The organism is Actinocorallia lasiicapitis, from assembly GCF_054778695.1.
Genome location: NZ_BAAGZI010000074.1, coordinates 1 through 20,065, shown reverse-complemented (window position 1 = coordinate 20,065; position 20,065 = coordinate 1). Strand labels below are relative to the sequence as shown.

Here is a 20,065-nt window from a genome sequence, read left to right as displayed (position 1 = left end):
CGCGCACCGACTTGGCGAGCTCGACCGCGCCGGGGGTGTCCCCGTGCACGCAGATCGAGCGGGCCTGCACCGGCACGACGGTCCCGTCGATCGCGACGACCTCGCCCTGCACGGCCATCCGGCCGGCCCGCTCGGCGACCTCGGCCGGGTCGCGGACGACCGCGACGGGCGACCGCCGCGGCACCAGGGTGCCTTCCGCGGTGTAGGCGCGGTCCGCGTAGCACTCGGCGACGATCCGCGTCTGGTCGGCGACCTCTTCGAACAGAACGGAACCGGGCAGGGTGAGGATCGGCAGCGCCGGATCGTAGTCCTGGACGGCCATCGCCACGGCCATCGCCTGCTCCCGGTCGTGGACGATCCGGTTGTACAGGGCGCCGTGCGGCTTCACATACGCCACCCGTCCGCCGCACACTTTCGCGATCCCGTCGAGGGCGGCGATCTGGTAGAGGATCTCGGCGGTCAGCTCCTCGAACGGGACGTCCATCGCGCGCCGCCCGAACCCGGCCAGATCCCGGTAGCCGACCTGCGCGCCGATCGCGACGTTCCGCGCGACGGCCTGCTCGCAGGTCGCCCGCATGATCAGCGGATCGCCGGCGTGGAAACCGCAGGCGATGTTGGCGCTGGTCACCACCGACAGCAGCGCGGTGTCGTCGCCGAGCTGCCAGGCGCCGAACCCCTCGCCGAGGTCGGCGTTGAGATCCATCATCCGCAGATCCTTCACCGTCGGGCGCGCCCCCAGGGCCACCGACGGTCCCGCGACGAGCCGGTCGTTCACGTGTAGACCTCCTCGCGGATCTCCAGGACCTCGGTGACCGGCGCCCACGCCTGGTACACGCCCCGGTCGAACCGCTCCAGTTCCAGTGCCTCCGCGACGGGGGCCCTGCCGCCGGTGTACTCCACCCGCAGCCATCCGTCGTGCTCGCCGAGGATGACGAACGGCTGATCCTTCCACACGCAGCGTGTGACCACGTAGTGCAGATGGTCGAGCTCGGTGTAGGGCACCGTCTTGACGAACCTGCCCGGCAGGGCGGCGGTGAACCCGGTCAGCGGGACCTCGGCGTAGAGCCTGACCTCTTCGTGCGCGGGCGCGGCCGGGTACTCGCTGCCGCGCCATCCGGCGTAGTAGCCCTCGCGGTACATCACAAGGCCGTCCAGTGGTCGGTGTCGGCGTCGAACAGGGCGAGGAGGGTGCGGCGTCCGGCCCGGTCGAGCCGGTAGATCTCGGCTCCGTGCGGCAGCCGCTGGCTGTCGATCTTGAACTCGGGGAGGGGGGCGCCCGATCCGTCGCCGGGGGCGAAGCCGCTGCCGTCGAACGGCGGGTGCTCGACGACCCAGCCGCCGGGCATCGCGTCGGCCGTCGCCTCGTCGTGGCCGCCGTGCGGGGTGCGCAGCAGGCCGTCGGGGCGGGACTCCCAGCGCAGGACGTGCACGTCGTCGTCGCCGTCGGCGAACGGCGGGTCGGTGAGGCCGAGCGCCTTGTAGAGCTGGACGGGCGTGGCCAGGCCCATCACGTCGGCGACCCGGTGGACATATCCGGCGACCCGGTTGTATCCGCCCTCCAGGTAGTGGACGACCAGCGCGTGCGGCAGCACCTTCTGCAGGACGCGCGGGTTGGGGTTGCCGCCGAGCAGGGCCAGGGTGCGGGAGTCGAGGTAGCCGGCGTCGGGATGGCCGTCGTCGATGGCGAGCTGCCAGTGCGGCTGCGGCCACGCCGCGGTCAGCTCCGCCAGCCCGGTCGTGCGGTGCGGTCCCGGCGGGGGAGCGGTGTAGGCGCGCACGTAGACGCCGTCGCCGTAGACGACGGTGCCCGCGACGTACAGCTCAGCGTTCTGCAGGGCGGCCAGATAGCCGTCGCGGTCGCCGTTGGCCTTGGCCTCGGCGAGCCGGATCGCGGTGATGTTCCGTTTCGGCCGGGGCTGGGCCGGCAGCGACGGCGACGACGCCAGCGCCGACAGGTCGTGCCCGGTGAGCGGCGGCGGGATGTGCTTGTCGGTGATCCGGTCGGGTTCGGCCGGGTGCAGACCCAGCTCGACCAGGGACAGGAAGGTGTTGCCGCGGAACGCCTCGTAGGCCAGGTCGGCGGGGGTCCTGGCGCCCTGGACGTCACGGAGCGCCGTGATCATCATCGCGGCGAGGTTCCGGAACTCCCTGGCGGGGGCGTCGCGGGACAGGTCGAAGGTCCAGTTGCCCGCCTGGTCGGGACGGTCCCAGCCGACCCCGATCAGCCTGTCCTCCGCCTCGGGCGCGAACCGCAGCTCGGTGTCGAGGACGGCGCTGCTGACGGCTTCGGCACGGAGCGTGTCGCCCGTGCGGAACGCCTGCACGTAGTGGCTGCCCTGATGGCGCTGGTGCACCACGAGCACCATCTGGGTGTCGAGCCCGGCCAGTTCGCGGGCGAGGCGTTCGGTGAGATCGGTCCACTCCACGGCGCGCTCCGTCAGTCGGCCGCGACGCGGGTCGCCGACCATTGCCCCGATGAGGCGTCCCACACGGCCGTCAACTCGTCGCCGAGGAGCAGTTGCGCGCCGTGCGGCAGCCGGATCGGCCGTCCCGGCGCCGCCAGCCGCGGCGGGTCGCCTGGGCCCGGCAGGGCGAGCACCGGCAGCCCGTCCGACAGGGTCGAGGTGGGGGAGGAGTTGGCGTGGGCGTCCAGCCGGGACAGCAGCGCGGCGTCGAAGCCGACCTCGCCGGGCGCGCCGACGTTGACCATCAGGACCCAGGCCGGATCCGGCCACGCCCCCGCCAGTTTCGCGAGAGTCGTGCGGCGGTGCAGGCCCGCGTACCCGGCGGCGATCAGCGCCTGCGGCGAGGTGAAGGCGGGCAGATGGGTGACGCCGTCGCGGAGCACGGTCGTGTACTCCGTCAGCCCCGGGTCCTCGACGGCCGGTGCGCTGGCCGGGAGCAGCAGCTCGGCGTCCAGCAGCAGGTCGAAGTAGGCGGCGTGGTCGCCGCGGTCGCGGGCCGCCAGCAGCCGCTGCTCCAACGGCACCGACGGGACGGGCGCGGGGACGGGCGCGGCGCGGCGCGCGGTGACCCGGTCGGGCTCGGCGACGTCGATCCCGATCCCGGCCAGCTCGATCAACCCGGTGCCGTGCCGGTGGAAGCACTCGTAGACCAGGTCGAGGGGGCGGCGGACGCCCTGGACGTCGCGCAGCGCCGTCACCATCATGTCGGCGAGCAGCGCGAACGCGCCGTGGCCGGATTCGGGCGGCAGCTCGGTCCACCAGTTCTCACGGGTGCGGTCGGCGACCGGGGGCCGCCAGCCCGCCTCGATCAGCACCTCTTCGTCGGCGTGGGTGAGCATCAGATGGCCGTGCAGGAAGTTGTTGCTGACCGACTCGGCGTACAGCAGGTCGGGTTCGCGCATGGCCTGCACATAGTGCCTGCTCTCCTCGCGTTCCCGGACGATCAGGATGGTGTCGCGGTCGAGGCCCGCAAGCTCTAGGGCGAAGCGCTGGGCAAACTCCGACCACTCCACAGGAGATCACTCCACCTTCCAGGACCGCGCCTGGGGAAGGCCCCCGGCGGCTCCACAGTCTAAAGGTCTTCCAGACGCAGGTCTCGGAGTGCCCTGCGGAGCTCCTGCGGATCTTCGGTGACGTCGTCGAACAGCTTGACGAGCCGGTGCAGGATGTCGTGGCGTTCGTGGCCGAGGTCCAGGAGGGCGCGGGCGGTCTCCCACAGTTCGGGCGGGTCGCCGTCCCACAGCCGCCGGGTGAGGCGTTCGTGGGCGTCCAGGTGGGCGGGGTCGGCGCCGGGGTGCTCGAACTCCAGCATCCGGCGGCGGTCGGCGGCGTCGAGCGGGTCGAGTGCGGCGAGCTCGCCGGACAGGAACGGCAGCGCGAACGCGCGGCGCGGCAGGGCCTCCAGATCGCCGTCGGGCAGCAGCCGGGCGACGAGGGCGCGGTCGAGGCCGAAGGTGGACGGGTCGCGGTAGGCCTCGCCGAACTTGTTGGTGGCGTCCCAGACGGCGTCGAGGGTGGCGCGGACGCCGACCTCGGGCAGCCCGGTCCGGTTGGCGGCCCACCGCACCCACGCGGCCAGCACGTGCGGCATGGCGTCCTGCTCGGCGGGGGTGAGGAACACCTTGCGGGGCAGCCAGTCGAGCAGGAACATCTCGCATTTGATCGGCGAGACCCGCAGCGGCCGGCCGAAGTCGCGGGTGCAGCCATAAGCGATGATCTTGTCGACGCAGGTGCCGGCGGCCGACAGGTCCGACAGCTCCTCGGCGTCGGCGGAGGCCAGGAACCGTGCGGCGAGGGTGGCGCGCCGGTCGGGGGTGTCGCGGGGCAGCGGCGGGCGGCGTCCGCCGGGCGGCAGCGACCGCACCCGCGCCCTGACGAACGCGTGGTAGGTGGAGAAGGTGTCGCTGACCGGCGCGTCGGGCAGCGTGCCGGTCAGCTCGAGCGCCGGTTCGAGCCTGGCCCTGGTCTCGCGCGGGTCGAGCTCGGCGAACTCCATCAGGGAGCTCTCGGCGGCCTCGGAACGGCAGTGGTCGAGCAGCCGGTCGACATGGGAGGAGACCCAGGCGTCGCGGACCAGCCCCGTGTCGGGGACGTCCCAGCGGCCGCCGAGGTTCTGGTCGAGCAGGATCACCAGGGCGTGGCGCTCGCCGCCGCCGTAGGTGAACGTGCAGATGATCGATTCCTGGTCGCCGTAGACGTCCTTGGAGACGTAGCAGGGGCCCGGTTCGACCGTGCCGATCCTGTCCGCCCAGCCGGGGCGGGCCACGCCCGCGTCGATGAGCTCCAGCGCGCCCCGCTCGGCGAGGGCGGCCTGGCGTGCGGTGCCGAGGTAGGTGACGCCCAGCAGCAGCGCGAGCGCGGCCGGGGTGCCCTGGGTGACGGCGTGCTCCAGCAGCGCCTCGCCGATGACCTCTTCCACGTCGCCGCCCTCATCGGGGGCACCGACGCTCCGGCCGTACCAGGCGCCGAGGATCTCGCTGACGATCAGCTCGGCGTCCAGGGCCTCGCGGACCGCGAGGAGCTCCCGCGCGTGCAGCAGCATCGAATCGAAGATCGCATGGAGGTCGTCGGACGGCGGACGCCCGCCTGACGGGCGCGGACGGCTGCGGGGACTCACATTCGGCAACCTTACCCGCACAGAGCGGGCAGGTTCAGGAAAGCCGCCTAGCAGGACGTAGTCCCGGCGGGTCAGCCCCGGCCAGGTCACACACGGCCGGACGGCGGTTCGGACTTGACCATCCCGGTCAGGTGCTCGCGGGCGATCCGCTCGACGAGCGCCGGGGTCGGGTCGATGCCGAGATGGGCGACGCAGTCGTGGACCTCGGTCACACAGCTGTCGACCACGTCGGGGGAGAGGACGGAGAACTCGCGGAGGAGCCGACCGGACAGCGGCTCGGCGAGCAATCGGGGCATGGGCACTTCCCTCTGGTCGCTTCCTCGTCCATTCCCGCCCGCTTCGCCGAGAGTGTCAAGCCCCTCCCTGACGGTAATTATTTGTTTACCTCGCGGACCCATTCCGGGTGGTGTTCGGCGGCCCACTCACGGGTCACGGAGCCCTTCGCCATCCCCTCCAGCGCACCCCTGTCCCGTACGGCGTACCAGAGGTGTCCCAGGAACACCGCGAAGATCGCGAGAAACAGCCAGTCGTGGACGAAGGTGGCCCCGGTCCGCCAGGTGAGCGGGAACGGGCCGGGGAAGGTCATGATCGTTCCGGTGGCGAGCATGAGGAGGATCGCGCCCGCGGTGAACGCGGCGTTCAGCTTCTGGCCGGCGTTGAACTTGCCGACCGCGACGACGCCCGTCCCGTCCCGCACGGCCCGGCGGTCGTGGCGGCGCAGCCACTCCCAGTCGGCGGGGATGAACCGGTTCAGCCGCCGCAGATCCTCCCGGAACGGCCGGGACGCCCAGCCCAGCAGCATCGGCACCGGCAGCAGATATCCCGCCCAGATATGGACGGGTTTCATGAGGTTCCGCCGGCCGACCAGATTCGCCGCCGGCGGGAAGTACAGGCACACGGCCGTCACCAGGCAGACGATCATCAGCAGCGCGGTGAGGTGGTGGACGCCGCGCTCGGCCCGGCTGAACCTGGGCAGACGGCCGCCGGACGGCAGGGGCCTAGACGGTCGGCGCATCGTCGCGTCCGTTCGACCGGCCGACCCACGCGTCGGTGTCGTAGCCCCTGACCTCCCAGTAGCCGTCCTGGAGCTCGTCGGTCACCTCGATCCCGCCCAGCCACTTGATCGACTTGTAGGCGTACATCGGCGCGACGTACAGCCGGACCGGGCCGCCGTGGTCGTGCGTGACCGGGCCGTCCAGCATCGACGTCGCGACGATCACGTCCCGGCGGACGGCCTGCTCCATGGTCAGCGATTCGGTGTAGGCCCCGTCGAACGAGCTGAACATGACCCCCTTGGCGTTCGGGTCGGCGCCGACGGCCGCGAGCAGGTCGGGCAGCGCGACCCCGCGCCAGGCCACGTCCTTGACCCGCCAGCCGGTCACGCACTGGAAGTCCTTGGTGATCGCGGTCTGCGGCATCGCCGCCAGCTCCGCCATGGTCAGCCGCACCGGTTTCACGCCTTTGCCCTTGACCTCGAGCCGGTAGCTCTGCGCGTCGTACCGCTTCACCGAGGAGACGACCGAGTAGTACCGGAACCCGCCGCCCGCGGGCACGAGGCCGCCGATCGGGGCGAGGGTCTGGTTCACGCCGTCCTGCACCCGGGACCCGACCGCCACTCCCACGGCGCCGAGCCCGAGCATCCCGAGCACCACCCGCCGGCCGACCGGCGCTCCCGAAGATCCGTCCACCCTCCCATCAGACCAGCCGGCCGAGCCCCAGGCCACAGCTCTGCCGATCACGTAACCGATCCATAATGGTGCCCATGACGGAACTGAAGCTGGCCCAGAACCCGGACGCGGACGCCCTCCTGGCCCGCAGCCCCCTGGCCGCCCTCACCGGAATGCTCCTGGACCAGCAGATCCCGATGGAGTGGGCGTTCAACGGGCCCTACACGCTGACCCGGCGGCTGGGCACCAAGGACCTCGACGCGCACGAGATCGCGGGGATGGATCCCGAGGCGTTCGCGGCGATCATGGGGGAGAAGCCGGCGGTGCACCGGTTCCCCGGTTCGATGGCCAAGCGGGTGCAGCAGCTCTGCCAGTACCTCGTCGAGCACTACGACGGCGACGCCGAGCAGATCTGGAAGGGCGTCCCGGACGGCAGGACCCTGCTGAAGCGGCTCAACGAGCTGCCCGGGTTCGGCAAGCAGAAGGCGCAGATCTTCCTGGCGCTGCTCGGCAAGCAGCTCGGCGTCACCCCGCCCGGGTGGCGCGAAGCGGCCGGAGCCTACGGCGACGAGGGGTCCTACCGGTCCGTAGCGGACATCACCGGGCCCGACTCGCTGACCAAGGTCCGCGAGTTCAAGAAGGCCGCGAAGGCCGCCGCGAAGAGCGGCTAGCCGTTTCCGAGGTGGCCTGGGGTGGACGTATACCGGCGAGTTCGGGGTGGCGGGCGGGGCTCAGCGTCTAGGATCTCGAGGCGGCTCATGCCATGGACGCCCGACTTTCGGGACGCATAGGGTGGGGTTTCCGAAGGCAGGGGCCGACGACAAACTCGACTCCGACCACTGTTGTGATGGAGGCGGGAGCGCTAGCCTGCTCCCATTCACCCATAGTGACGAACTCATCCCTCGCAGTTGGGCCGGGGAGGCGCCGGATGGACCGGAGGTGGCGGCGATGAGCACGGATACGTCAGTGCCGCAGCCGCGCGTTCCAGGACTGGACGCCTCCGATTCGGCGCTCTTCGCGACCCTGATCAAGGAATCCCCGATGGGATTCGCCTTCTTCGACTCCGAGCTGCGCTGCCGCCGGGTCAACGACACGCTCGCCGAGCTGCTGGGACTGACCGTCGAGGATCTGGTGGACCAGACCCTCGGCGAGCTGCCCGAGGAGATCGCCTCGGTGCTGGGCGAGCACCTGGAGGAGGTGCTCAGGACCGACCGGCCGGTCACCGACAAGGATCTGCGGTTCGAGCCGCCCGCCGGGCCCAAGGACGGGGCCCGTCCCGCGGCCGAGCACCCCTGCTGGTCGACGAGCTGGTTCCCCTCGCACAACACCGAGGGCCAGGTCATCGGGATCGCGCTGATCGCGGTCGACGTCACCGAGCGACGGCTGGACGAGGAGCAGATCCGGCGCAAGGAGGAGCGGTACCGCTCCCTGGTCGAGGCGAGCTCGCAGATCGTCTGGGTGACCACGCCCGAGGGCGAGGCCAGCGACGACGCCCCCGAATGGCGGGCGATCACCGGCCAGTCCCTGGAGGAGTACCGGGCGGGCGGCTGGCTCGCGGTCGTCCACGAGGAGGACAGGCCGCGCGTCGAGGCCGAATGGCTCCAGTGCCTCGACGACAACCGCACCTTCTCGATCTCCTACCGGGTCAAGACCCGCACCAGCGCCTACCGGCAGTACGAGGTCAGGGCGGTGCCGATCAAGCGCGGCACCCGCGTGGTGGAGTGGGTCGGCGCCAACACCGACGTCACCGGGCAGCGTGAGGCCGACGAGATGCGCGGCCGGTTGACCGAGCAGCTTTCGGCGGCCGCCCTGCGCACCGCACGGCTCCAGCAGGCGACCTCGATGCTGGCCGAGGCGCTGACCGTCGGGCAGGTCGTCTCGGTGATCACCGAGGTGGGCCGGTCGGCGATCGGCGCGGACCGCTCCTCGGTGGCCCTGCTGGACGACGACAAGCTCAAGCTGACGATCATCAATCCGGGCGGTTCCGCGGGCCAGGAAGGTGAGAAGCCGGTCACTTTCCCGGTGAGCGCGGCCACGGTCATGTCGATGGCCGTCCGCGAGAGCCGCCCGTTCCTGGCCGGAACCCCCGAATACCTGCGCAGGCACCTCGTCAGCGACGAGGCGGAGAACTTCCTCGGCACCGCAGAGGAGCGCGCCTGGGTGGGTCTTCCGCTGCTCATGGCGGGGTCGGCGATCGGCGCGCTGCGCTTCGCCTTCACCCGTCCCAGGGAGATCACCGAGGAGGAGAGGGTCTTCCTGGAGGCCCTGGCCGGGCAGTGCGCGCTGGCGCTGGGCCGCGCCACGCTGTACGAGCAGGAGCACAAGACCGCCGAGACCCTTCAGCGGTCCCTCCTGCCCGACACGCTCCCGCAGGTCCAGGACGTCCAGCTCGCGGCCCGCTACCACCCGGCCACGCGGCACGTCCAGGTCGGCGGCGACTGGTACGACGCGTTCCGGCTGGCCGACGACCGGCTCGCGGTCGTCGTCGGGGACGTCATGGGCAAGGGGGTTCTGGCGGCCTCGGTCATGGGCCGGGTCCGCAACGCCCTGCGCGCCCTGGCGCTGAACGACCCCAGGCCCGCGGCCGTCCTGGCGGGGCTCGACCGTGTCTTCAGCGCCACGGAGGACGAGGAGCAGTTCACGACCCTCGCCTACGCGGTCCTGAATCCCGAGTCAGGGTCGTTCGTGGTGTCCAACGCCGGTCATCCGCCCGCTCTGGTGATCGCCGCGGATGGGTCGGTTTCGCTCGGTCTGGGGGAGCCCGGCACCCCCTTGGGATGGCCGTCACAGCGGCAGCAGGCAAGTTTTTTGGTGGAACCCGGCAACACTGTGGTCTTCTATTCCGATGGACTGGTGGAGAACCGTCGTCGCGGGGTGGACGCGGGACTGGATGAACTGGTCGTCGTCGCCCAGAACGCACCACCCGAAGTCGTGACAGATCCGGAGATTCTGGTCGACTACCTGGTCGATCAGATGCTCTCCGGGTATGACCACGACGATGACATCACGGTGCTCGCGCTCCATGTTCCATCCAGAAACTCGGCGTAGTCCGTACGAAGGACCACTGGACGCCCCCTAAGGTGGTGTGTTACCGGGCTCCGGGTACGCTGCACTCCTCATGAGCCTGAGGCTCTCGCCTCCCTCGGCTGTGAGGGGTAAAGGTCTGTGTCGAAGCCACACGTTCGTTCGAGAGGTATTTGTGTCGCCTGCCAGTTCTACCTCGAAGCCGTCCGAGCTGCACGACCTGGTGATCGAGCAGCTTCTCGAGCGCGCGCGGTCTCAGGGCTACATCGAGGCCGATGACGTTCGCCGGACTTTTGAGGAGGCCGACATTCCGGTGTCTAAGGCCCCCGCCATCCTGCGGAGCCTCAGCAAGGAAGGTGTGACCGTCATGGTGACAGCTGCCGACTCCGCGGCGCCCAAGCGTCCGCGCAAGCCCGCCGCGACCCCGCGTCGCCCCAAGACCGCGGCAGCCGCAAAGGAGAAGCCGGAGACCGTCACCACGACGGTCGAAGAGCCTCCTGCCGCGGAGGAGGCGCCCAAGCCGCGCGCTCCCCGCAAGCCCAAGGCCGCCGCCGCTCCGAAGCCCGCCGCGCCCGCCCCGGGGGCCAAGAAGGCCGCCGCTCCGGCGAAGAAGGCCGGTGACGACGACGTCGAGGAGCTCGAGGAGATCGTCGATCTCGATCTCGAGGACCTCGAGGTCGAGGACGAGGTCGTCGTCGTGGAAGAGGTCGCCGAGGAGGAGTCCGAGGACGAGGACGCCGCCGAGGTGCCCAAGCCGCGTGCGGCCGCCGTCGAGACCGGCGCCCCCGCGGGCAAGGAGGAGGAGGGCTTCGTGCTCACCGACTCCGACGACGACGAGGACGCTCCCGTCCAGCAGATCGTCGCCGCGGGCGCCACGGCCGACCCGGTCAAGGACTACCTCAAGCAGATCGGCAAGGTCCCCCTCCTCAACGCCGAGCAGGAGGTCGAGCTCGCCAAGCGCATCGAGGCCGGCCTGTTCGCCGAGGAGCGCCTGGCCAACGAAGAGGGACGCCTGTCCGAGGAGGACCAGGAAGACCTCGAGTGGATCGCCGAGGACGGCCGCCGCGCCAAGAACCACCTGCTGGAGGCCAACCTCAGGCTCGTGGTCTCGCTGGCCAAGCGGTACACCGGCCGCGGAATGCTGTTCCTGGACCTGATCCAGGAAGGCAACCTCGGTCTGATCCGCGCGGTCGAGAAGTTCGACTACACCAAGGGCTACAAGTTCTCCACCTACGCCACGTGGTGGATCCGGCAGGCGATCACGCGTGCCATGGCCGACCAGGCGCGGACCATCCGCATCCCGGTCCACATGGTCGAAGTGATCAACAAGCTGGCCCGCGTCCAGCGCCAGATGCTCCAGGACCTGGGCCGCGAGCCCACCCCGGAGGAGCTGGCCAAGGAACTCGACATGACCCCTGAGAAGGTCGTCGAGGTGCAGAAGTACGGCCGCGAGCCGATCTCCCTGCACACTCCGCTGGGCGAGGACGGCGACAGCGAGTTCGGTGACCTGATCGAGGACTCCGAGGCGATCGTCCCGGCCGACGCGGTCAGCTTCACCCTGCTCCAGGAGCAGCTCCACTCCGTGCTGGACACGCTGTCCGAGCGTGAGGCGGGTGTGGTCTCGATGCGGTTCGGCCTGACCGACGGCCAGCCGAAGACCCTGGACGAGATCGGCAAGGTCTACGGGGTGACGCGTGAGCGCATCCGGCAGATCGAGTCGAAGACGATGTCGAAGCTCCGGCACCCGTCGCGCTCGCAGGTGCTGCGCGACTACCTCGACTAGTTCCCGGGTTCTCCCGAACGCGATTCGATTACGGCGGGCCGTCCTTAGATGGACGGTCCGTCGTTTTTGTTCGGTCTACTCCGCTGATCGGTAACCCCGTAACACGTAATTAACGTAGAGGTATCTCCTGATGTGCCACTTATTCCTAATGTCGTCTGACATGGGAGTGATGGAGGTTGACCGGGTGCACCTTCAGGCCGCGGGACAGCAGCGTCCGCGAGCCGCATCCGTGATCAGCGGACGGCCCTGGCAGGACCCGGTGCTGAACCAGGCCTGCGATGCCGTCCGCGAGCGCTACCTGAGAGTCGCCGTCTCCGCCCTTTGGGAGACGCGAACCGATCCCGAGCAGCGTTCGCTGCGCGTGGAGTACCTGGCCAAGGCCGCCGCAGGGTGGAGCAAGGGCATCGAGGCCCTGCTGGCACAGGATCCCAACAACCCCGATCTCCACCTCTGGCTCGGCCGCACCCTGGTCGAGGAGGCGTGGAAGATCCGTCCGGCCGCCAGGTCCAGGTCACAGCAGGCCGGCGGCTACCAGGCGTTCACCAAGGCGCTCCAAGCGGCCCGCGTGCCGCTCAAGACCGCCTCCGAGCTGTACCCCGACGACCCGGTGCCCTGGGAGTCGATGCAGTGGCTGGCGCTCGGCCTCGACACCGACGCCGACGACAAGGAGACCCTGTGGAAGCGGGCCTCGGAGCGGTGGCCGTCGCTGTACGGCGCGCACGTCGCCCGGGTGATCTCGCTGTCGCCGCAGTGGGGCGGGGTCGCCGAGGAGATGTTCGACTTCGCGCGGGTCGCGATGAGCATGTCGGGCCGTGACGACCCGCGTGCCGCGCTGATCCCGCTGGCCTACTTCGAGTTCTTCGTCCAGGAACGTTCCGGGATCATCAGGGGGTCGTCCTCCTGGTTCACCGAGGCGGAGATCCGGGACGTCGAGGCGGCGGCGCGCGGCTGGCACGAGGGCCCGCGCCCGCACCCGCGGACGATCGAGGCGCACAACCTGTTCGGCGCGGCCTTCCACCTCGGAGACGCCCGCCGGCCGGCCCGCAACCATCTGGCCCGCACCTACGGACGTCCCTCCGCGCTGCCGTGGACCTACCTCGGCGGCTCGGCCGGCGACCAGTACGTGAAGGCGTGCCGGCACCTGAACCTGCTCGATCACTGATCGCTGATGATTACTTCGATCGTTCCAACGGAGGGTTCGACCGTGTAGCCCAGGCCGACCAGCGCTTTGGCGAGCTCTTCCGGCGTCGCCGCCTCGATCTCGTTCTCGAGCAGGACCCGGGCGATCTCACCGCGGGTGGCCTTGGCCATATGGCTGACCACGCTGCGTTTCACCTGTCCGCCCACCACACTCTCGCGGAGCACGCGTACGCCCACGGAGGGCCGCTTCCAGGCGGCCGCGTACGGTGCCGACCGCATGTCCACCACCAGGCCGTCGGGGACGACCGCCTGGGTGAGGGCGGGACGCCACGTCGCGGCAAGGCCGCCGAGCGGCGGCAGTGACACGCCCATCGCCAGCCGGTAGGGCGGAACCCGGTCGTCGGGCGTCAGGACGCCCCACAGGCCGGAGAAGATCAGGACCTTCGCGCGCGCCTCGTCGTCGAGGCCGTTCAGGCGGAGATTGTCGTACAGGACCCCGGTGTAGAGGTCGGATGCGCGGAGCGTCGGCGCGCTCTTGAGCTCGCGGTTGCGGAGCACGGCGTCACGCTGGCCGTCGGTGAGCCCCAGAACGTCCAGAGCGGTCTTCTGGGCGCCCTTGGAGACCTTGAGCAGCCCCGACAGCACTTTGCGGCGTACGGGATTCAGTGATGCGTGGGAGAGCCCGGCCAGGTCGAGGGCGGGGCCGTCACCCGAAGTGGCCTTGCCTTCGGAGGGCGGAAGAAGAATCAGCACCCCAGAATCATGGCATCGGGAATATGACGGCGGACCTCCCGTCGCCGGGCGGTCCGCCGTATCTATAGGTTCTGTCCGCGATCAGGCGTGGTCTTCGCCACGGAGCCTGTTCTCGACCAGCTTGTCGGTCTCGTCATGGATGTCAGCCCCCGAAGCACGCAGGGTGTCCGCGTACTTACGGCCGTGGTGGGCGCAGAACAGAAGTTCGGCGCCACCGGCCAGGGTGGCCCGCATGTAAGCCTGGGCTCCGCAACGGTCGCAGCGGTCCTGAGCATTGAGCGGCTTGGACGGGGCAAGGGTTCCAGTCACGGCACCTTCCTCATTTACTCGGGGGTCGGTACTTAGGAGAACATCTAACCCGACCTGGGCGTTCCCAAAACCCCTCGCGCTACGCCGACAGCAGAACGCCCCAGAACGTAACCCAAGTCACAATGTCGCTCACGGAACGTCACCATATGGGGTTTGTGGCCTGTCGGTGCCGCAGGGTCGAGGCTGCTGAGTCGGCTACGGAATGCAGGGTTTCATGCCAGAAGTGCGCATCACTGGGGGAGACGGCGACGGAAGCGCATACTGAGGCTCCTGGCCGGTTCGCAGGGCCGCTCCACCGCCCGCTGCGGCCCCCGCCAAGCGCCCTCGCACCGCGCCGGCGCGAACCGGCCGTCCAGGGGAGGAGTCCCGCCACCCGCGCCCCTGCCGGTGGCGGGACCCGCTTCACCCTGAAACAGGGAATGCCTTTACGTTTTCCCGGCTCTTGGCTTGATTTGTGCCGCCAGTGGTACTCCTTCGAGGCCCCGTTGAAGGCGCGTTGCCTACGTTGGGGAGAACCGTCGGGCAACGACGCCCGGCCGAGGGGGGAGCGCTGATGAACGCAAGGAGCACGGGCATGGCCCGCACGACGGCCGCCGCGATCATGCTGTGGCCGGCCGCCGCGATGGGCGCCGTATCCGTCGCCGCCCTCCTCGACGCCCGCCCCGAATCCGTCCCCATGGACTCCGAGGCGGCCCCGCCCGACATGGTCATGGGCCTGCTCATCTCCCTCGGCCTCGCCTCGGCCGCCCTGCTCCTGGCGACGGTCGTCCTCGCCCTCTCCTCGCTCCACCAGGCCACCGCCTGGAAGACCGCCCGCTGGACCCTCCTCGGCGGCTACCTCACCGGCTCCGCCGCCGGCCTCGTCTGCTACTTCATCGTCGGAGGCGGCGCCGACACCGCCGACCGCGGGCTCGAACTCTTCGGCCGGTACCAGCTCGCCGGCGTCGCCGCCCTCACCGTCCTGGCCATCGCCAGGCTCGCCCGCCACCGCACCGGCCTCGCCCTGTTCACCGACGCCCTCAAGCCCCAGTCGCCGCCCGCCCGCAACCGGCGGGTCATCTCCACCCCGGCCTTCGCCCGCGTCCCCGCCCGGCCCCTCACCGCCACCCCGCTCCTGCCCGCCCCGCCGACCTGGACCCGCCCCGTGAACCCCGGACGCGTCTCCGCCGCACGGCGCGGCTGAAACACGCCCGCCGCGAGTGATCAACAGATCAACCCCGGTTCAAGCCGCGGTCAGCGCGTCTGGAAGTGATCTGTCAGCCGGGCGGGGTAAGGTGCCTTCCGGATATGCAAAGCATGTTCGAACGCAGGTTGAGGAGCACCGTTGAGCACCGCCGTTGAGGACGCCGTGGACGCCGCCGGAGGATACTCCGCCCGGCACCTATCCGTGCTGGAAGGACTGGAAGCGGTCCGCAAACGGCCCGGCATGTACATCGGGTCGACCGACAGCCGCGGCCTCATCCACTGCCTGTGGGAGATCGTCGACAACTGCGTCGACGAAGCACTCGCCGGCTACTGCACCCACGTCGACGTCGTCCTCCACCGCGACGGTTCCGTCTCCGTCGGCGACAACGGCCGCGGCATCCCCGTCGACCTCGAACCCAAGACCAAACTCCCCGGCGTCGAACTCGTCATGACCAGGCTCCACGCCGGCGGCAAGTTCGGCGGCGTCTCCTACACCGCGTCCGGCGGGCTCCACGGCGTCGGCGCCTCCGTCGTCAACGCGCTCTCCGCCCGCCTCGACGTCGAGGTCGACCGCGCGGGCTCCACCCACCACATCTCCTTCCGCCGCGGACTGCCCGGCACCTTCGACGGCGAAGGACCCAACGCCCCCTTCACCAAGCAGTCGGGCGTGCACAAGGGCAAGCGCGTCGTACGCGGCAAGACCGGCACGCGCGTCCGGTTCTGGCCCGACTTCCAGATCTTCCTCAAAGACGCGACGATCGCCACCGACCTCGTCCTCGACAGAATGCGCCAGACCGCGTTCCTCGTCCCCGGCCTCGAGATCTCCGTCCGCGACGAACGCCCCGACACCCCCCTCGACCAGGTCTTCCGCTTCGACGGCGGGATCAGCGAGTTCACCACCTTCCTGGCCGCCGACCCCGCGCTCTGCGAGGTCCTGCGGATCCAGGGCCGCGGCCACTTCACCGAGACCGTCCCGGTCCTCGACGACCTCGGCCACCTCGTGCCCACCGACGTCGAACGCGACCTCGAGGTCGACGTCGCCCTGCGCTGGGGCACCGGCTACGACACCCGGGTCCGCTCGTTCGTCAACGTCATCGCCACGCCCAAACACGGCACCCATGTCACCGGCTTCGACCGCGCCCTCGTCAAGACCGTCAACGAGCAGCTGCGCGCCGCCAAACTGCTGAAGGTCAACGACGACAACGTCATCAAGGACGACATCCTCGAAGGCCTCACCGCCGTCGTCACGGTCCGCCTGCCCGAGCCCCAGTTCGAAGGCCAGACCAAGGAGATCCTCGGCACCAGCGACGCCAACCGCATCGTCTACAACGTCGTCGGCCGCGAGCTCAAAGCCCTCTTCGACAACCCCAGCCGTGCGCTCAAGCCGCAGATCCGCCTCGTCCTCGAGAAGATCGTCGGCGCGGCCAAGACACGGATCGCGGCCCGCACCCAGCGCGACAACCAGCGCCGCAAGAACGCCCTGGAATCCTCCGCACTCCCGGCGAAGCTCGTCGACTGCCGCACCACCGACGACCGCAGCGAACTGTTCATCGTCGAGGGAGACAGCGCCCTGGGCACGGCGAAACTCGCCCGCAACTCCGAGTTCCAGGCCCTCCTCCCCATCCGCGGCAAGATCCTGAACGTCCAGAAGTCCTCCGTCGCCGACATGCTCAAGAACGCCGAATGCGCCTCCATCATCCAGGTCGTCGGCGCAGGCTCCGGCCGGACATTTGACGCAGAAGTCGCAAGATATGGGAAAGTGGTAATTCTTGCCGACGCCGATGTGGACGGATCCCACATTAGGTGCCTGCTTTTGACGCTTCTGCACCGCTATATGCGGCCGTTGCTTGAGGCGGGCCGGGTCTACTCCGCGGTGCCTCCGCTGCACCGGATCCAGCTCCTCAACCCCAAAAAGGGCCAGGACAAGTACATCTACTGCTACTCGGACGGCGAGCTGCAGCGCAAGCTCATCGAGCTGGAGCGCAAGGCGATCCGCTGGAAGCAGCCGATCCAGCGCTACAAGGGCCTCGGCGAAATGGACGCAGACCAGCTCGCCGAGACGACCCTGGACCCACGCCACCGGGTGCTCCGCCGGATCCGGATCGAAGACGCGGAAGAAGCAACCCGCATTTTCGATCTGCTGATGGGAAGCGAGGTCGCCCCTCGCCGCGACTTCATCGTCGCGGGCGCCAGTGAACTTGACGACAGCCGTATTGATGCCTGACCTTCCTGTTAGGGTCGAATTCCTGGAATTCTCTGGATTCAAGGAATTCGATCGTGACGGAATCGCTGGCAGAGGTACCTGTCGGCCTACCGGTCCTCGTCCGCTCTGACCGGGGCGAACTGAGCTGGTCGCGGGCCGCAGCACCTTGTCTGGTTCGCCGGGCGCGGGATCAGGGGTAGACGACGCCGGTGAGGCGGGCGGAGACGTCCCACAGGCGGGTGGCCGCGGCCGTGTCGGTGGCGGCGCGGACGGGGCGGACCCGATGGGGGTGGCCGCGGAGGTCGCCGATGCCGTCGGGGCCGAAGTACTCGCCGGAGGCGGCGTCGGGCGCGGTGGCGGCGTAGAGCTGGGGGAGCGCGCCCATGGCTGCGGACTGGGCGAACAGCAGGTTGCCGGGCTTCATGACCAGGTTGAGGAGGCCGCGCGGACCGGTGCTCTGCAGGTTGGTGGCGGCGTAGCCGGGGTGGGCCATGAGGGCGGCGACGGGGATGCCGGCGGCCTTCAGGCGGCGGTCGAGTTCCAGGGTGAAGAGCTGGTTGGCGAGTTTCGACTGGGCGTAGTGGCCGGTCGGTGAGTAGCCGTGCTCGCCGTCGAGGTCGTCGAAGTCGATGGCGCCGCGGGCGGCGAGCCCGGAGCTGACGGTGACGACGCGGGGGTCGGCGGCTTTGGCGAGCCGGTCGAGGAGCAGGCCCGTCAGCGCGTAGTGGGCCAGGTGGTTGGTGCCGAACTGGAGCTCGAAGCCCTGCTCGGTGAGGGTGCGGGGCGGCATCATCACCCCGGCGTTGTTGATGAGGACGTCGATCTGGTCGACGGTTGCGGCGAACGCGCGGACGGAGTCGAGGTCGGCGAGGTCGACCTGCCTGATGTCGAGCTGGCCGGTGATGCCGTCGGCGGCCTTGTGCGCCTTGGTGAGATCGCGGCAGGCCATGATGACGTGAGCGCCCTTGGCGGCGAGCGCGCGGGTGGTCTCGAGGCCGAGCCCGCTGTTGGCGCCGGTGACGACGTAGGTGCGGCCGGTCTGGTCGGGAATGTCGGTGCTCTTCCACTTGGTCATGGGCACAGGATGCCCAAGGTGGCACTGAGTGTCAAGAAGGGCATTGAGTGGCTTGCTCGGCACTGTTGATACAGTTCTGAGGTGATCTGGAAGGCGCACCATCCGTCGTCGATGGCCGAACGCAAACGCCAGGTCGTCAGGGAGGAATTGGGAGAAGTCGCTCTCAAGCTGCTGGCGGCCCAGGGGTTCGAGGCGACGACGATCGAGCAGATCGTCGCGGCGGCCGGGGTGTCCCGGCGCACCTTCTTCCGGTATTTCAAGTCCAAAGAAGACGTGATCATCGAGTTTCTGGGTGATCTGGGGGAGTTCGTCCGGGCCGCGCTGGCCGCCCGTCCCGAGGACGAGCCGCCGTTGCCGGCGCTGCGCGCCGCGTTCACACCGGCCGTCGCGCTGATGGGCGAGTTCCCGCAGAAATCGGTGTCGCTGGCGAAGCTGACGCTCTGCACGCCCGTGCTGCGCGGCCGCTATCTGGACCGGCAGGCCGAGCTCCGCCGCGGGCTGGCCGCTGAACTGGTCCGGCGGGCCGGGGCGCCCGCCGGTGATCTCCGCCTGGAGCTGACGGCGGCCGTCGCGCTGTCGGCGTTCGATCTTACGTTGGAGCGCTGGGCGGACGGGGGAGGCGGCGACGATCTCGCCGCCATGCTCGACGAGGCGTTCGCCGCGATCCCCTAAGGTCCGTCCGGCGGGGTCAGGGCTTCCATTTGATGCCGCAGCCGAGGCTTGGCTGGTGGGGTTCGGGGACGGGGGAGGCCGACAGGGTCAGGTCGAGGGCCGTGCGGAGGGTTTCGCCCGTCGCGGGGACGTCGTTGGAGGGGCGGGCGCCGTCGAATTGGCCGCGGTAGGCCAGGCGGCGGCCGGCGTCGTAGAGGAAGAAGTCCGGGGTGCAGGCGGCGCGGTAGGCGCGAGCCACGTCCTGGGACTCGTCGTACAGATACGGGAAGGCGAATCCGGCGCGGGCGGCCTGCTCGGCGAGGTGCGCGGGCGAATCGTCGGGATAGTTGACGACGTCGTTGCTGCCGATGCCGACCGTCGCGAGGCCCCGGGCGGCGTACTCCGAGGTCAGCGCGCCGAGCGCCGTCTCGATGCGTTTCACGTACGGGCAGTGGTTCGACAGGAAGACCACGAGCAGCGCGGGCGCGTCGGCGAAGTCGCCGAGCGCGACCTTGCGGCCGTCGGTGGCGGGCAGCGTGAACTCGGGCGCGGGCGTGCCGAGCGGGACGAGGAACGACTGAATGGCCATGCGCCCATCGTGCCATCGGCACCGGCCGTCCGCGGTGAACGGGATGTGACCCAATGGCCGAACGAGCGCTTGGTAGGCTCACCGGACACCCCGAATGTGAGGAGCGCACCTTGCCCAGTCAGGAGCAGATGAAGGCCGTCCTGCAGTCCTATGTGGACGGGTTCGCGGCCGGTGACGCCGCGGCGCTCGCGGCCCTCTACACCGACGACGCCGTCATCGAAGACCCGGTCGGCCATCCCGAGATCACCGGCCGTGCCGCGATCGAGGAGTTCTACGCGGGCGCCGTCGCCTCAGGCGCCAAGATCACCCTCGACGCCCCCATCCGCGGCTCCCACGGCGCCAAGGCCGCGATGGCCTTCACCGTCGACGTCCCCGGCCTCCTGCGCATCCGCGTCATCGACACCATGACCTTCGACGCCGCCGGGAAGATCACCCGAATGGAGGCGTTCTGGGGTCCCGAGGACATCGAGACCTGACCGCCGGACCGCCCCCGTGAGGGCGGCCCGGCCGCGGGTCAGGACGTCGTGGAGCGGGGGCCGATGGAGCCGCCCACGGCGGTGATCGCCGTGGGGAGGGGGGTGCCGGAACCGTCGCGGCGGCCGAG

General features: G+C 69.9%; 20 protein-coding genes. 8 read left to right on the top strand and 12 right to left on the bottom strand.

Annotated elements, in window-relative coordinates; translation table 11 throughout:
- From ACYVE7_RS11680 to ACYVE7_RS11645, 8 genes are all read right to left on the bottom strand, one after another.
- Window positions 1–706, bottom strand: a 706-nt coding sequence (locus tag ACYVE7_RS11680; RefSeq protein WP_460364642.1) for a LamB/YcsF family protein, incomplete at its 3' end; no start/stop codon positions are given.
- A gap of 65 nt (window positions 707–771) precedes the next feature.
- On the bottom strand, window positions 772–1,140 hold the full coding sequence (locus ACYVE7_RS11675; RefSeq protein WP_460364641.1) for a hypothetical protein: 369 nt from the start codon (window positions 1,138–1,140) through the stop codon (window positions 772–774).
- Window positions 1,140–2,426 (bottom strand): TY-Chap domain-containing protein, encoded by a 1,287-nt coding sequence (locus tag ACYVE7_RS11670; RefSeq protein WP_460364640.1) that lies wholly within the window; start codon window positions 2,424–2,426, stop codon window positions 1,140–1,142. Before ACYVE7_RS11670 ends, ACYVE7_RS11675 begins: the two co-directional genes overlap by 1 nt.
- Window positions 2,427–2,437: 11 nt before the next feature.
- Complete coding sequence (locus tag ACYVE7_RS11665; RefSeq protein WP_460364639.1) at window positions 2,438–3,478, bottom strand: TY-Chap domain-containing protein; 1,041 nt, start codon at window positions 3,476–3,478, stop codon at window positions 2,438–2,440.
- Window positions 3,479–3,537: 59 nt separating this feature from the next.
- Window positions 3,538–5,082, bottom strand: coding sequence for a hypothetical protein (locus ACYVE7_RS11660; RefSeq protein ID WP_460364638.1), 1,545 nt, complete (start codon window positions 5,080–5,082; stop codon window positions 3,538–3,540).
- Window positions 5,083–5,168: 86 nt separating this feature from the next.
- A complete protein-coding gene (locus ACYVE7_RS11655; RefSeq protein WP_460364637.1) occupies window positions 5,169–5,378 on the bottom strand; it encodes a hypothetical protein in 210 nt (69 codons plus the stop codon).
- Between the two features lie 77 nt (window positions 5,379–5,455).
- A complete protein-coding gene (locus tag ACYVE7_RS11650; RefSeq protein WP_460364636.1) occupies window positions 5,456–6,097 on the bottom strand; it encodes a cytochrome b/b6 domain-containing protein in 642 nt (213 codons plus the stop codon).
- Window positions 6,081–6,770, bottom strand: a complete 690-nt coding sequence (locus ACYVE7_RS11645; protein WP_460364635.1) for a molybdopterin-dependent oxidoreductase — start codon at window positions 6,768–6,770, stop codon at window positions 6,081–6,083. Before ACYVE7_RS11645 ends, ACYVE7_RS11650 begins: the two co-directional genes overlap by 17 nt.
- 74 nt (window positions 6,771–6,844) lie before the next feature.
- On the opposite strand from ACYVE7_RS11645, the gene ACYVE7_RS11640 reads away from it, so the two are divergent.
- From ACYVE7_RS11640 to ACYVE7_RS11625, 4 genes are all read left to right on the top strand, one after another.
- The gene (locus ACYVE7_RS11640) at window positions 6,845–7,420 is read left to right on the top strand and encodes an HhH-GPD-type base excision DNA repair protein (protein ID WP_460364634.1); all 576 of its coding nucleotides are present in this window, start codon (window positions 6,845–6,847) and stop codon (window positions 7,418–7,420) included.
- 277 nt (window positions 7,421–7,697) lie between these two features.
- Window positions 7,698–9,797 carry a SpoIIE family protein phosphatase gene (locus ACYVE7_RS11635; RefSeq protein ID WP_460364633.1) on the top strand — a complete coding sequence of 700 codons (2,100 nt, stop codon included), beginning with the start codon at window positions 7,698–7,700 and terminating at the stop codon, window positions 9,795–9,797.
- A gap of 151 nt (window positions 9,798–9,948) precedes the next feature.
- A complete protein-coding gene (locus ACYVE7_RS11630; protein ID WP_460364632.1) occupies window positions 9,949–11,556 on the top strand; it encodes an RNA polymerase sigma factor in 1,608 nt (535 codons plus the stop codon).
- Between the two features lie 169 nt (window positions 11,557–11,725).
- On the top strand, window positions 11,726–12,718 hold the full coding sequence (locus ACYVE7_RS11625) for a hypothetical protein (RefSeq protein ID WP_460364631.1): 993 nt from the start codon (window positions 11,726–11,728) through the stop codon (window positions 12,716–12,718).
- Here the strand turns inward: ACYVE7_RS11625 and ACYVE7_RS11620 are convergent.
- Both ACYVE7_RS11620 and ACYVE7_RS11615 read right to left on the bottom strand, forming a co-directional pair.
- The gene (locus ACYVE7_RS11620) at window positions 12,712–13,449 is read right to left on the bottom strand and encodes a YaaA family protein (protein WP_460364630.1); all 738 of its coding nucleotides are present in this window, start codon (window positions 13,447–13,449) and stop codon (window positions 12,712–12,714) included. The genes ACYVE7_RS11625 and ACYVE7_RS11620 overlap by 7 nt on opposite strands.
- 81 nt (window positions 13,450–13,530) lie before the next feature.
- Window positions 13,531–13,758, bottom strand: coding sequence for a DUF7455 domain-containing protein (locus ACYVE7_RS11615; RefSeq protein ID WP_460364629.1), 228 nt, complete (start codon window positions 13,756–13,758; stop codon window positions 13,531–13,533).
- A 553-nt stretch (window positions 13,759–14,311) separates the two neighbouring features.
- On the opposite strand from ACYVE7_RS11615, the gene ACYVE7_RS11610 reads away from it, so the two are divergent.
- Window positions 14,312–14,941: a hypothetical protein gene (locus ACYVE7_RS11610; RefSeq protein WP_460364628.1), complete on the top strand. Its 630-nt coding sequence runs from the start codon at window positions 14,312–14,314 to the stop codon at window positions 14,939–14,941.
- 141 nt (window positions 14,942–15,082) lie between these two features.
- On the top strand, window positions 15,083–17,167 hold the full coding sequence (locus ACYVE7_RS11605) for a DNA gyrase/topoisomerase IV subunit B (protein ID WP_460364627.1): 2,085 nt from the start codon (window positions 15,083–15,085) through the stop codon (window positions 17,165–17,167).
- A 169-nt stretch (window positions 17,168–17,336) separates the two neighbouring features.
- On the opposite strand, the gene ACYVE7_RS11600 is transcribed toward ACYVE7_RS11605, so the two are convergent.
- On the bottom strand, window positions 17,337–18,221 hold the full coding sequence (locus ACYVE7_RS11600; RefSeq protein WP_460364626.1) for an oxidoreductase: 885 nt from the start codon (window positions 18,219–18,221) through the stop codon (window positions 17,337–17,339).
- An 81-nt stretch (window positions 18,222–18,302) separates the two neighbouring features.
- Here ACYVE7_RS11600 and ACYVE7_RS11595 point away from each other — a divergent pair, with 81 nt between their 5' ends.
- Window positions 18,303–18,893, top strand: coding sequence for a TetR family transcriptional regulator (locus ACYVE7_RS11595; protein ID WP_460364625.1), 591 nt, complete (start codon window positions 18,303–18,305; stop codon window positions 18,891–18,893).
- A gap of 16 nt (window positions 18,894–18,909) precedes the next feature.
- On the opposite strand, the gene ACYVE7_RS11590 is transcribed toward ACYVE7_RS11595, so the two are convergent.
- Complete coding sequence (locus tag ACYVE7_RS11590; protein WP_460364624.1) at window positions 18,910–19,461, bottom strand: thioredoxin family protein; 552 nt, start codon at window positions 19,459–19,461, stop codon at window positions 18,910–18,912.
- Window positions 19,462–19,571: 110 nt separating this feature from the next.
- Between ACYVE7_RS11590 and ACYVE7_RS11585 the strand changes: the two genes are divergently transcribed.
- Window positions 19,572–19,937 carry a nuclear transport factor 2 family protein gene (locus ACYVE7_RS11585; protein ID WP_460364623.1) on the top strand — a complete coding sequence of 122 codons (366 nt, stop codon included), beginning with the start codon at window positions 19,572–19,574 and terminating at the stop codon, window positions 19,935–19,937.
- The last annotated feature ends 128 nt before the right edge of the window (window positions 19,938–20,065 follow it).